Below are 11,765 nucleotides of genomic sequence, written 5' to 3' on the forward strand. Positions count from 1 at the left end.
GGCCCAGCCCTTGCTCTAGGCTTTAACCAGCGCAACAGCGCGTCCTCCCCCTGCATTAATAGAACAAGCACAAAAGCCAGGAGAACCTCACCATGCGTTACGCCCACCCCGGTACCGACGGCGCCATCGTTGCCTTCAAGGCCCGTTACGGCAACTACATCGGCGGCGAATTCGTCGCGCCGGTCAACGGCCAGTACTTCACCAACCTCTCGCCGGTGAACGGCCAGCCGATCGCCGAGTTCCCGCGCTCGAGCGCCGAAGACATCGAGCGCGCGCTGGACGCCGCCCATGCCGCCGCCGAATCCTGGGGCAAGACCTCGGTGCAGGAGCGCTCGGGCATCCTGCTGAAGATCGCCGACCGCATCGAGGCCAACCTCGAACTGCTGGCCGTCACCGAAACCTGGGACAACGGCAAGGCCGTGCGCGAGACCCTGAATGCCGACATCCCGCTCGCCGCCGACCACTTCCGCTACTTCGCCGGCTGCCTGCGCGCCCAGGAAGGCGGCGCCGCCGAGATCGACGGCAACACCGTGGCCTACCACCTCCATGAACCGCTGGGCGTGGTCGGGCAGATCATTCCGTGGAACTTCCCGCTGCTGATGGCCGCCTGGAAGCTGGCCCCGGCCCTGGCCGCCGGCAACTGCGTGGTACTCAAGCCGGCCGAGCAGACGCCGCTGGGCATCAGCGTGCTGCTGGAGCTGATCGGCGACCTGCTGCCGGCCGGCGTGCTCAACGTGGTGCAAGGCTTCGGCAAGGAAGCCGGCGAAGCGCTGGCGACCAGTAAGCGCATCGCCAAGATCGCCTTCACCGGCTCGACCCCGGTCGGCTCGCACATCCTCAAGTGCGCCGCCGAGAACATCATCCCCTCCACCGTCGAGCTGGGCGGCAAGTCGCCGAACATCTTCTTCGAAGACATCATGCAGGCCGAGCCGAGCTTTATCGAGAAGGCCGCCGAAGGCCTGGTGCTGGCGTTCTTCAACCAGGGCGAGGTCTGCACCTGCCCGTCGCGGGCGCTGGTGCAGGAGTCGATCTACCCGGCGTTCATGCAAGAGGTGATGAAGAAGGTCGCGCAGATCAAGCGCGGCGACCCGCTGGACACCGAGACCATGGTCGGTGCCCAGGCCTCCGAGCAGCAGTTCGACAAGATCCTCTCCTACCTGGAGATCGCCAAGACCGAAGGCGCCGAACTGCTCACCGGCGGCGGCGTGGAACAACTGGCCGGCAGCCTGGGCGGCGGTTATTACATCCAGCCGACCTTGCTCAAGGGCCACAACAAGATGCGCGTGTTCCAGGAGGAAATCTTCGGCCCGGTGGTCGGCATCACCACCTTCAAGGACGAAGCCGAAGCCCTGGCGATCGCCAACGACACCGAGTTCGGCCTCGGCGCCGGCCTCTGGACCCGCGACATCAACCGCGCCTACCGCATGGGCCGGGCGATCAAGGCCGGCCGGGTGTGGACCAACTGCTACCACCTGTACCCGGCGCACGCCGCGTTCGGCGGTTACAAGAAGTCCGGCGTCGGCCGCGAAACCCACAAAGTGGCGCTGGAACACTACCAGCAGACCAAGAACCTGTTGGTCAGCTACGACACCAACCCGCTGGGCTTTTTCTAAGACTCGAATTCTCTGCGCACAAGCGGAAAGAGTCTGAAAACGCCTTCCACATAGCTAAAAACGCAACCGTCCGCGCCAGCCGTAACATCTTGTTGCAGCTGGCATGGGCGTTGCGTGCATCCGCAAGTCTCTTGGTCTGTTCAACTCTCAGGGCGGGTACTCAATGACTACGGCAACGCAACTCAAACCTACACTCGGCACCCTGCATCTATGGGGTATCGCCGTCGGCCTGGTGATTTCCGGGGAATACTTCGGCTGGAGCTACGGCTGGGGCACCGCCGGTACGCTGGGCTTTCTCATCACCGCGCTGATGGTGGCGGCGATGTACACCTGCTTTATCTTCAGTTTCACCGAATTGACCACCGCCATTCCCCATGCCGGTGGCCCGTTCGCCTACAGCCGCCGCGCCTTTGGTGAAAAAGGTGGACTGATCGCCGGGATCGCCACGCTGATCGAGTTCGTCTTCGCGCCACCGGCGATTGCCATGGCCATCGGCGCCTATCTGAACGTGCAGTTCCCGGAGCTCGACCCGAAGCACGCGGCGGTCGGCGCCTACTTCGTGTTCATGACCCTGAATATCCTTGGCGTCAGCATTGCCGCCGCCTTCGAGCTGGTGGTCACCGTGTTGGCGGTGGCTGAGCTCTTGGTGTTTATGGGCGTGGTCGCGCCAGGCTTCAGCTTCAGCAACTTCGCGCTGAACGGCTGGGCCGGCTCCGACACCTTCAGCAGCGCGTCGATTTCCGGGATTTTCGCGGCGATTCCCTTCGCCATCTGGTTCTTCCTCGCCATCGAAGGCGCCGCCATGGCCGCCGAAGAAGCCAAAGACCCGAAACGCACCATCCCCAGAGCCTACGTCAGCGGCATTCTGACCCTGGTGTTCCTGGCGCTCGGCGTGATGATCATGGCCGGCGGCGTGGGCGACTGGCGCCAACTGTCGAATATCAACGACCCGCTGCCGCAGGCGATGAAAGCCGTGGTCGGCGACAATTCGACCTGGATGCACATGCTGGTGTGGATCGGCCTGTTCGGCCTGGTGGCGAGCTTCCACGGCATCATCCTCGGCTACTCGCGGCAGTTCTTCGCCCTCGCCCGCGCCGGTTACCTGCCGGCCGGCCTGGCCAAGCTGAACCGCTTCCAGACCCCGCACCGGGCGATCATCGCCGGTGGCGTGATCGGCATCGCGGCCATCTACAGCGATGGCCTGATCAATCTGCAAGGCATGACCCTGACTGCGGCGATGATCACCATGTCGGTGTTCGGCGCCATCGTCATGTACATCATCAGCATGCTCAGCCTGTTCAAACTGCGCCAAACCGAGCCGCATCTGGAACGCAGCTTCCGCGCACCGGGCTACCCGATTGTGCCGGGCATCGCGCTGCTGCTGGCGGTGGTCTGCCTGGTGGCGATGGCCTGGTTCAACACACTGATCGGCCTGATCTTCCTCGGCTTCATGGCTGCGGGCTTCATCTACTTCCAACTGACCGCTCATCAGCGCTCCAGCGCTCCGGTCGACGCCATGCTGACCGGCGCTTAAGAACCTGTTCAAGATCGTTGCGAGCGCAGGTTAGGCAAGGCGAAAACAGGCGAAAAAGCGCAGTTTACACATGGTAAATGAGCATTTTGAGCCTGTTTTCAACGCAGCATGACCCAGCGCAGTAGATATTGAACAGGTTCTAAGCTGCACCTCTGCCGGGCCCTGGCCCGACAGAGGCTCCATTCGGGTGCAGGCAACCGCCCATGCTATAAGCGTCGTGCGGTTTGCCTTTATATAGAGATGACGAGCCGTTTCAGGAGTACCCCGCGTATGGCCCGTTTTTCCCATTCCGTCGGAGTGGAAACCTACCGCTTCGACAGCCTCAAAGAAGTCATGGCCAAGGCCAGCCCCGCCCGCTCCGGCGATTTTCTCGCCGGCGTGGCCGCGAGCAACGATGGCGAGCGTGTCGCCGCGCAGATGGCGCTGGCCAACATCCCGCTCAAACACTTCCTCGACGAGGCGCTGATCCCCTACGAAGAGGACGAAGTCACCCGGCTGATCATCGACAGCCACGATGCCCAGGCGTTTGCCAGCGTCAGCCACCTGACCGTCGGCGGCCTGCGTGACTGGCTGCTCAGCGAGCATGCCGATGAGGCCAGCCTACGCGCCCTCGCTCCCGGCCTGACCCCGGAGATGGCCGCCGCGGTGTCGAAGCTCATGCGCGTGCAGGACTTGGTCCTGGTGGCGCAGAAGATCCGCGTGGTCACCCGCTTTCGCGGCACCCTCGGCCTGCGTGGCCGGCTGTCCACCCGCCTGCAGCCCAACCACCCGACCGACGAACCGGCCGGGATCGCCGCGAGCATTCTCGACGGCCTGCTGTACGGCAACGGCGACGCCATGATCGGCATCAACCCGGCTACCGACAGCATCGCCTCGATCTGCGCCATGCTGGAGATGCTCGACGCGATCATCCAGCGTTATGAGATCCCGACCCAGGCCTGCGTGCTGACCCACGTCACCACCTCGATCGCCGCGATCGAGCGCGGCGTGCCGCTGGACCTGGTGTTCCAGTCGATCGCCGGCACCGAGGCGGCGAATGCCAGCTTCGGCATCAACCTGAAGGTGCTGCAGGAAGGCTACGAAGCCGGGCTGAGTCTCAAGCGCGGCACCCTCGGCAACAACCTGATGTACTTCGAGACCGGCCAGGGCAGCGCGCTGTCGGCCAACGCCCACCATGGCCTCGACCAGCAGACCTGCGAGACCCGCGCCTATGGGGTGGCCCGGCACTTCAAGCCGTTCCTGGTCAACACCGTGGTCGGCTTCATCGGCCCGGAATACCTCTACAACGGCAAGCAGATCATCCGCGCCGGGCTGGAAGATCACTTCTGCGGCAAGCTGCTCGGCGTGCCGATGGGCTGCGACATCTGCTACACCAACCACGCCGAAGCCGATCAGGACGACATGGACATGCTGCTGACGCTGCTCGGCGTGGCCGGCATCAACTTCATCATGGGCATCCCCGGCTCCGACGACATCATGCTCAATTACCAGACCACCTCGTTCCACGACGCGCTCTATGCGCGGCAGACGCTCGGCCTGAAGCCGGCGCCGGAATTCGAGGCCTGGCTGCACAACATGGGCATCTTCACCCAGGCCGATGGCCGTGTACGCTTCGGCGACAAGCTGCCGCCGGCGTTCCGCCAGGCGCTGGCACAGCTGGCCTGACAGCGAACCGCAAAAGCCCCGCGGCTTCGAGGAAACCCCATATGAACAACGACAACCCTATCTCCGGCACCAGCGAAAATCCCTGGCAGGAGCTGCGCCGCCTGACCCCGGCACGGATTGCCCTCGGGCGCGCCGGCACCAGCCTGCCGACCGGCGCGCAGCTGGACTTTCAATATGCCCACGCGCAGGCGCGCGACGCCGTGCACCTGCCGTTCGATCACCCCGGCCTCAGCGCCCAACTGGCCGAGCGCGGCCGTGCCAGCTTGCTGCTGCACAGTGCCGCCGGCGACCGCCACAGCTACCTGCAACGCCCCGATCTGGGCCGCCGCCTGAATGACGCCTCGGCACAGCAGTTGCGCGACTACGCCCAGGCCAATCCCGGCGGCGTCGACCTGGCGATAGTGGTGGCCGACGGTCTCTCGGCGCTCGCCGTACATCGGCATAGCCTGCCGTTTCTCGCGCGCCTGGAAGAGCAGGCGTTGGCCGAAGGCTGGTCGCTATCGCCGGTGCTGCTGGTGGAACAGGGCCGGGTCGCGGTAGCCGATGAAATCGGCGAACTGCTCGGCGCCCGCATGGTGGTGATCCTGATCGGCGAACGCCCCGGCCTGAGTTCGCCGGACAGCCTCGGCCTGTACTTCACCTATGCGCCCAGGGTCGGCCTGACCGACGCCTACCGCAACTGCATCTCCAACGTGCGCCTGGAAGGCTTGAGCTATGGCATGGCCGCGCACCGCCTGCTCTACCTGATGCGCGAGGCCTGTCGGCGCCAGCTGTCCGGGGTCAACCTCAAGGATGAGGCCGAAGTGCAGACCCTGGAGTCCGGAGAAGGCCAGGGCCTAACGGCCAACTTCCTCCTCGCGGAGCCGCAGAGGCCAAAGAACCCGAGCTGATTGCCAACCTAAATACCGTCTCTCGCCTTAGTGCCGCAGGCCGGGCAGGGCGAAACCAGGCAAAAGGCTGTTGATTCATCCGAAAAAATCAAACGCTTGCTTGGATTGCGCTTTCTATAAGCTTTAGGCAGCATCGCTTCGACCGCTGGCATAGCACCTGCCTTGCCTGCCCCGCCCCATTCAATTGCAGCCGAGGCCCACCATGCGCATCGTCCAAGCCACTCTGGAGCATCTGGATCTGCTGGCTCCGTTGTTCGTCAGATACCGCGAGTTCTATGGCGAGCTGCCTTATCCCGACTCGTCGAAAAAATTTCTCGAGAAGCGCCTGCGCCGCAAAGAATCGGTGATCTACCTGGCGCTGGCCGATGACGACGACAAGCTGCTGGGTTTCTGTCAGCTCTACCCGAGCTACTCCTCGCTGTCGCTCAAGCGCGTGTGGATCCTCAACGACATCTACGTCGCCGAAGACGCCCGCCGCCAGTTGGTCGCCGACCGGCTGCTGCAAACCGCCAAGAAGATGGCCAAAGAGACCCAGGCCGTGCGGATGCGCGTCTCCACCAGCAGCAACAACGCAGTGGCGCAGAAGGTCTACGAGTCGATCGGCTTTCGCGAAGACACTCAGTTCAAGAACTACGTGCTACCGATCAACGGCGACTGAGCGGGCAGCCCGAGAGGCTCGCCGTGCCGCACCAACGCATCCATTTGGTGCGGAACGGCGTCAGCTGCACAAACGCTAATCCAGCCGTGAGTACGGCTAACCGGCCGCTTAAGAACTACCGCGCTTGGCGAGCCGTCGCCCGCGCCAGCAGCCCTTCGTCGCAAGCTCGGACAACCGCTGCAACAAACTGAAGCGCCACGACTTGCCCTTGCCCTTATAATGCCGACTTCAGCGCCGGCGCCCTCCAGGCCCGTGCATCGACTCCCCGCGCAGCGAAACAGGCGTTACATGGAATTCAACCCGCTTGACCTTATCCTGCACCTCGACGTCTACCTGGACTTGCTGGTCGCGAATTACGGCGCCTGGATCTACGCCATCCTGTTTCTGGTGATCTTCTGCGAGACCGGCCTGGTGGTGACGCCCTTCCTGCCCGGCGACTCCCTGCTGTTTATCGCCGGCGCCGTCTGCGCTAGCGGCAGCATGGACCCGCTCTTGCTGGCCGGGCTGCTGATGCTGGCGGCGATCAGCGGCGACAGCACCAACTACCTGATCGGCCGCACCGTCGGCGAACGCTTGTTCCGCAACCCGGACTCAAAAATCTTCCGCCGCGACTACCTGCAACGCACCCACGACTTCTACGATCGCCACGGTGGCAAAACCGTGACCCTCGCACGTTTTCTGCCGATAGTACGGACCTTCGCACCCTTCGTCGCCGGCGTTGGCAAGATGCCCTACCCGCGTTTCCTCGCCTTCAGCGCGGCCGGCACCCTGGCCTGGGTCGGCGGCCTGGTCACGCTCGGTTACTTCTTCGGCAATGTGCCCTTTATCAAGCAGCACCTCACGCTGGCGATCATCGCCATCATCGGCCTGTCCCTGCTGCCTATGCTGATCGGCTGGCTGAACCATCGCTTGCACCCGACAGCGTCCAGCAACCACGCCAAGCAACCCAACTGACGAGCCGGCGCCCATGTGGTTTCTCCGCTCCTGGCGCCACCGCCGCATCCTCGCCAAACATCCGCTTGATCCCGCCCTCTGGGCCCGCGTACACCAACGCCTGCCGATTCTCGACGGCCTGAGCGGCGCCGAGGATCAACGCCTGCGCCAGCGTGCCGTGCTGTTTCTGCATGCCAAGCACCTGACCGCGCTGCCCGGCGTCGAGTTGGATGCCGAGGGGCGCCTGCTGCTGGCCGCCCAAGCCCAACTACCCCTGCTGCACTTGGCCGACCTGGACTGGTACCAGGGTTTTCACGAACTGGTGCTCTACCCGGATGACTTCGTCAGCCCGCAGCGCCATCGCGACTCCAGCGGCGTGGTGCATGAGTGGCAGGGCGAGCACAGTGGCGAAGCCTGGCTGCGCGGCCCGGTGATTCTGGCCTGGCCCGGCGTGCTCAACAGCGGCGGCTGGGAGGCATACAACCTGGTGATCCACGAACTGGCGCACAAGCTGGACATGCTCACCGGCGACGCCAATGGCCTGCCGCCGCTGCACAGCGATATGCGCCTCGACGACTGGTCCAGCGCCATGCAGAGCGCCTATGACGACTTGAATGCCCGCCTCGACCGGCATCCGGATGCGCACACGCCGATCGATCCTTACGCCGCGGAAGACCCCGGCGAGTTCTTCGCCGTCACCAGCGAATACTTCTTCAGCGCCCCGGATGTGCTGGCAAGCGCGTACCCCGCGGTGTACGCGCAACTGAAAGCCTTCTACCGGCAAGACCCGCTGGCGCGGCTGCGCCAATTGCAGGCCAGCCGGCCGGGCTACCCGCACGCGACCAAAGGCTAAGCGCCCAAACATGGTAACGGCCGGGGAATATGCCTATAATCGCGCCCACTTTTTGACCTGAGCCACAGAGGTCAAAGCCTGTTTGGCCAACCCAGGGAACATCACCCATGAGCTACAGCAAGATCCCGGCAGGCCTTGATCTGCCGAACGACATCTACGTCGCCATCGAGATTCCGGCCAACCACGCGCCGATCAAGTACGAAATCGACAAGGACAGCGACTGCCTGTTCGTCGACCGCTTCATGGCCACGCCGATGTTCTACCCGGCCAACTACGGCTACATCCCCAACACCCTGGCCGACGATGGCGACGCCCTCGACGTGCTGGTGGTGACCCCGTATCCGGTGGCCCCAGGCTCGGTGATCCGCGCACGCCCGGTCGGCATCCTGCACATGACCGACGAAGCCGGCGGCGACGCCAAGCTGCTCGCCGTACCGCACGACAAGCTGTCCGTGCTGTACAAAGACGTGCAGGAATACACCGACCTGCCGGCCCTGCTGCTGGAGCAGATCAAGCACTTCTTCGAGAACTACAAGGATCTCGAGAAAGGCAAATGGGTCAAGGTCGAAGGCTGGGGCAATGCCGACGCGGCCCGCGCCGAAATTCTTAAGGCGGTTGCGGCTTACCAAAAATAAGCCAAACCCACCCCCGAAAGGCCGGCCACAAGCCGGCTTTTTTATGCCCGCAATTTGCCCGAGCGGCCTTGGCTCTGCTAGTGTCGCGGGCATCCGCATACCCCCGCCGAGTTGCCCATGGCCCGCAAAAAAGCCGCCTTAGATTTCGAACAATCCCTCGCCGACTTGCAAAATCTGGTCGAGCGCTTGGAAAATGGCGAGCTGTCGCTGGAAGACTCGCTGGCCGCCTTCGAGCAAGGCATCCGCTTGACTCGTGACTGCCAAGCGGCGCTCGCCCAAGCCGAGCAGAAGGTGCAGATCCTCCTCGAACGCGATGGCGAGCTGGAGGAAGCCCCCTTCGACGCGGAGCAATCCGCATGATCGCGGCCTACCAGAAAAGCTGCCAGTTGCGCGTCGACGCGGCGCTGGAGGACCTCTTCAAGGCCCCACGTAGCGAACTGGTGCGGCTCTATCAGGCCATGCGCTACAGCGTGATCAACGGCGGCAAGCGCGTGCGTCCGTTACTGGTGTACGCCGCCTGCGAAGCGCTGGAGGGCGACATCGGCCGCGCCGACGCCGCGGCCTGCGCGGTCGAGCTGATCCACGCTTACTCGCTGGTGCATGACGACCTGCCGGCGATGGACGATGACGACTTGCGTCGCGGTCAGCCAACCACCCATAAGGCCTTCGACGAGGCCAGCGCGATCCTCGCCGGTGACGGCCTGCAGAGCCTGGCCTTCGAAGTGCTCGCCGACCCGCAGCGCAACCCGCAGGACGCCGACCTGCGCCTGACGATGATCACCAGCCTGGCCGTTGCCGCCGGCCCCGCCGGGATGGTCGGCGGCCAAGCCATCGACCTCGGCTCGGTGGGCCGCAAGCTCGATCGGCACGCCTTGGAAGTCATGCACCGGCACAAGACCGGCGCGCTGATCGAGGCCAGCGTGCGTCTCGGCGCCCTGGCCAGTGGCCGCGCGGATGAGCGGACGCTGAAAGCCTTGCAGAGCTACGCCCAGGCGGTCGGCCTGGCGTTCCAGGTGCAGGACGATATCCTCGACGTGGAAAGCGATACCGCCACCCTGGGCAAACGCCAAGGCGCCGATATCGCACGCGACAAACCGACCTACCCGGCCCTGCTCGGCCTCGACGCCGCCAAGGCCTATGCCCTGGAGCTGCGCGACCAGGCACTGCACGCTCTGCGCCCCTTCGACGAAGCCGCCGAACCGCTGCGCGAACTGGCGCGCTATATCGTCGAACGGCGCAGCTGAGCCGCAATAAAACAACGCCGGGCACTGCCCGGCGTTGTTTTATTGCCCTATTTCTTAGAGCGTTTCGCGCGCCGGCAACAACCACAGCCTGAGCAACAACCAGGGCATCAACGCCGCCACGAACAACCCCATGGTCAGGCCTCGAATGCCCTGCCAGAACAGCGGTTGCAGCGCCAACTGCGGGCCCAGCCATTTGAGCAGCGCCTGCAAGCCGATAAACGCCAGTGCGCCCAACGCGGCCGCCAACGCCCGCTTCCACCACAGCGTTGCCGTGGCAAAGCCGACCTGCCGGTAACCGAACAACACCCCGACCAACAAGCCCGCGAGCAAGGGCACATAGTTCGGCGCCACACCCTGCCAGGTGAAGGAGCAGAGCAGCGCCACCAGCGTGATCAGCGCCAGATGCCAGAACCCATTGGCCTGCCGCCACCAGCGCCAGTCCTTGACCCGCGCGAACAGCAGCAGGGTCACGCCGCCAAGCAGCGCCCCCACCAGCACGTCCTCAAGGTCATGGGCGCCGAGATAGAGCCGGCTGAAGATAATCCCCGTCACCACCACTCCGCTCAACAGCCAGAACCAAGGGCGGCGCACTTCATAGGCCAGCCACAGCCAGAGCACTACGGCGATCTGCGCATGGCCGCTGGGCATGCCGAAGCTATCGCCTACCTCATGGTCCATGCGCAAGGCCAGATCCGGCCGCGGGTCCTGCCAGAGATCCTTCAGGTAGGCGTTCAACACCGCCGTGATAGCCACCAGCACGAACAAGCGCATAAACACCGACTTGCTCCAGGCCCAGTAGCCCAACGGCAAGAAGAACAGGATGAATTTTTCGTAGCCGAGCAGCGTGAACAGTCGCATCAGCGGCGTTAGCCAGTCGCTGCGCAGGGGCAACACCCAGTCGAGATTGTGCAGCAGGTCGAGCATCGCGGGGCCTTAAGCGGTTGCAACCGCTGGTTAGGGATTATGGGTGGGCAGCGCTCGCCACTTCTAATGCACCGCCGTACCACTTGGCAAGCCGAGCAGGCACAGACGGCATTATCAGCGCGGCCTGTGGCCAAGCATTCGCCCCGAGCAGCAAGCTTCCTCTGCGCGGCGCAGGCTGCCTAAGCTAGGGGAAAGCGCTATACGGAAGAATAAAAAGCCGGCGTTCAGGATGCCCGTCAAGAACCTGCTGAGCTGGTGCAAGGCCCCCTGGCTGCCTGCCGATGACAGCAGTTGCCAGGGTGAAGAAGAACGAATTGGAAGCACTGTTGTAACTGCAGGCTCTCGTCAGAAGCCCAACGCAACCAAGCATCAAGGAGTGAGCATGGCTATCGATAACACGGCAGTTCAGCTGATCAAGCAAACCGCTGGCGCCATCAGGGAAAAGTCTCAGGAAATAAACCAACTGGTCTACGAAAACCTATCCAAGGACCACAAACCTGCCTATGCAATATTGCAGCGAGCAGGGCTGCCGTCCCTGGCGGGCATTGTGGCCAGCTACGCCGCCAGCATCGACAACCTTGAACCCTTCCTCAAGCACGCGCCCAAGATTGCCCGCATGCACCATCGAATAAACCTGCAGGAAGAGCATTTCGAAATGGTTGCCAACGCACTGTTTTCGGCATTTCGGCAGGCACTGGGAACAGAGGCCATTTCTGAAGCCGCCATTCACGCCTGGCGCTGCGCCTATGAGCACCTGGCGAACACATTGATCACCCTGCAGAAAGAAATCCAAACCCCAGCGCTTTAACCCGCACT

General features: G+C 63.7%; 12 protein-coding genes. 11 read left to right on the top strand and 1 reads right to left on the bottom strand.

From position 1 onward, the window contains the following. The first annotated feature begins 92 nt into the window (after positions 1 to 92). The 10 genes from FFS12_RS17010 (at position 93) to ispA (ending at position 10,025) form a co-directional block, all read left to right on the top strand. Entirely contained in the window at positions 93 to 1,613 is a 1,521-nt protein-coding gene (locus FFS12_RS17010) for an aldehyde dehydrogenase family protein (RefSeq protein WP_137888564.1), read from the top strand. A gap of 163 nt (positions 1,614 to 1,776) precedes the next feature. After that, positions 1,777 to 3,147 carry an ethanolamine permease gene (gene eat / locus FFS12_RS17015; protein WP_137888566.1) on the top strand — a complete coding sequence of 457 codons (1,371 nt, stop codon included), beginning with the start codon at positions 1,777 to 1,779 and terminating at the stop codon, positions 3,145 to 3,147. A 270-nt stretch (positions 3,148 to 3,417) separates the two neighbouring features. Then, positions 3,418 to 4,812 carry an ethanolamine ammonia-lyase subunit EutB gene (locus FFS12_RS17020; RefSeq protein WP_137888568.1) on the top strand — a complete coding sequence of 465 codons (1,395 nt, stop codon included), beginning with the start codon at positions 3,418 to 3,420 and terminating at the stop codon, positions 4,810 to 4,812. 41 nt (positions 4,813 to 4,853) lie between these two features. Continuing rightward, complete coding sequence (eutC, locus tag FFS12_RS17025; protein WP_256657405.1) at positions 4,854 to 5,702, top strand: ethanolamine ammonia-lyase subunit EutC; 849 nt, start codon at positions 4,854 to 4,856, stop codon at positions 5,700 to 5,702. Between the two features lie 202 nt (positions 5,703 to 5,904). Beyond that, on the top strand, positions 5,905 to 6,360 hold the full coding sequence (locus FFS12_RS17030) for a GNAT family N-acetyltransferase (protein WP_137820095.1): 456 nt from the start codon (positions 5,905 to 5,907) through the stop codon (positions 6,358 to 6,360). Between the two features lie 288 nt (positions 6,361 to 6,648). Continuing rightward, positions 6,649 to 7,314 carry a DedA family protein gene (locus FFS12_RS17035; protein WP_137888570.1) on the top strand — a complete coding sequence of 222 codons (666 nt, stop codon included), beginning with the start codon at positions 6,649 to 6,651 and terminating at the stop codon, positions 7,312 to 7,314. Between the two features lie 13 nt (positions 7,315 to 7,327). Then, complete coding sequence (locus FFS12_RS17040; RefSeq protein WP_137888572.1) at positions 7,328 to 8,146, top strand: zinc-dependent peptidase; 819 nt, start codon at positions 7,328 to 7,330, stop codon at positions 8,144 to 8,146. Between the two features lie 107 nt (positions 8,147 to 8,253). Continuing rightward, on the top strand, positions 8,254 to 8,781 hold the full coding sequence (gene ppa / locus FFS12_RS17045) for an inorganic diphosphatase (protein WP_137820092.1): 528 nt from the start codon (positions 8,254 to 8,256) through the stop codon (positions 8,779 to 8,781). A 117-nt stretch (positions 8,782 to 8,898) separates the two neighbouring features. Beyond that, complete coding sequence (locus tag FFS12_RS17050; RefSeq protein WP_137888574.1) at positions 8,899 to 9,141, top strand: exodeoxyribonuclease VII small subunit; 243 nt, start codon at positions 8,899 to 8,901, stop codon at positions 9,139 to 9,141. After that, positions 9,138 to 10,025: a (2E,6E)-farnesyl diphosphate synthase gene (ispA, locus tag FFS12_RS17055; protein WP_137888576.1), complete on the top strand. Its 888-nt coding sequence runs from the start codon at positions 9,138 to 9,140 to the stop codon at positions 10,023 to 10,025. Before FFS12_RS17050 ends, ispA begins: the two co-directional genes overlap by 4 nt. Before the next feature lie 54 nt (positions 10,026 to 10,079). Here ispA and FFS12_RS17060 read toward each other — a convergent pair whose 3' ends face one another. Further along, positions 10,080 to 10,949, bottom strand: coding sequence for a phosphatase PAP2 family protein (locus FFS12_RS17060; RefSeq protein WP_137888578.1), 870 nt, complete (start codon positions 10,947 to 10,949; stop codon positions 10,080 to 10,082). A 382-nt stretch (positions 10,950 to 11,331) separates the two neighbouring features. On the opposite strand from FFS12_RS17060, the gene FFS12_RS17065 reads away from it, so the two are divergent. Then, positions 11,332 to 11,757 (top strand): globin domain-containing protein, encoded by a 426-nt coding sequence (locus FFS12_RS17065; protein ID WP_137888580.1) that lies wholly within the window; start codon positions 11,332 to 11,334, stop codon positions 11,755 to 11,757. Positions 11,758 to 11,765: the final 8 nt, after the last annotated feature.

The organism is Pseudomonas sp. 2FE (assembly GCF_005503735.1).
Lineage (GTDB): Bacteria > Pseudomonadota > Gammaproteobacteria > Pseudomonadales > Pseudomonadaceae > Aquipseudomonas.

Excerpts from the sequence above, each read along its gene's own strand:
- FFS12_RS17010 (WP_137888564.1), top strand. The coding sequence starts at position 93 with ATGCGTTACGCCCACCCCGGTACCGACGGCGCCATCGTTGCCTTCAAG.
- eat (WP_137888566.1), top strand. The coding sequence starts at position 1,777 with ATGACTACGGCAACGCAACTCAAACCTACACTCGGCACCCTGCATCTA.
- FFS12_RS17020 (WP_137888568.1), top strand. The coding sequence starts at position 3,418 with ATGGCCCGTTTTTCCCATTCCGTCGGAGTGGAAACCTACCGCTTCGAC.
- eutC (WP_256657405.1), top strand. The coding sequence starts at position 4,854 with ATGAACAACGACAACCCTATCTCCGGCACCAGCGAAAATCCCTGGCAG.
- FFS12_RS17030 (WP_137820095.1), top strand. The coding sequence starts at position 5,905 with ATGCGCATCGTCCAAGCCACTCTGGAGCATCTGGATCTGCTGGCTCCG.
- FFS12_RS17035 (WP_137888570.1), top strand. The coding sequence starts at position 6,649 with ATGGAATTCAACCCGCTTGACCTTATCCTGCACCTCGACGTCTACCTG.
- FFS12_RS17040 (WP_137888572.1), top strand. The coding sequence starts at position 7,328 with ATGTGGTTTCTCCGCTCCTGGCGCCACCGCCGCATCCTCGCCAAACAT.
- ppa (WP_137820092.1), top strand. The coding sequence starts at position 8,254 with ATGAGCTACAGCAAGATCCCGGCAGGCCTTGATCTGCCGAACGACATC.
- FFS12_RS17050 (WP_137888574.1), top strand. The coding sequence starts at position 8,899 with ATGGCCCGCAAAAAAGCCGCCTTAGATTTCGAACAATCCCTCGCCGAC.
- ispA (WP_137888576.1), top strand. The coding sequence starts at position 9,138 with ATGATCGCGGCCTACCAGAAAAGCTGCCAGTTGCGCGTCGACGCGGCG.
- FFS12_RS17060 (WP_137888578.1), bottom strand. The coding sequence starts at position 10,949 with ATGCTCGACCTGCTGCACAATCTCGACTGGGTGTTGCCCCTGCGCAGC.
- FFS12_RS17065 (WP_137888580.1), top strand. The coding sequence starts at position 11,332 with ATGGCTATCGATAACACGGCAGTTCAGCTGATCAAGCAAACCGCTGGC.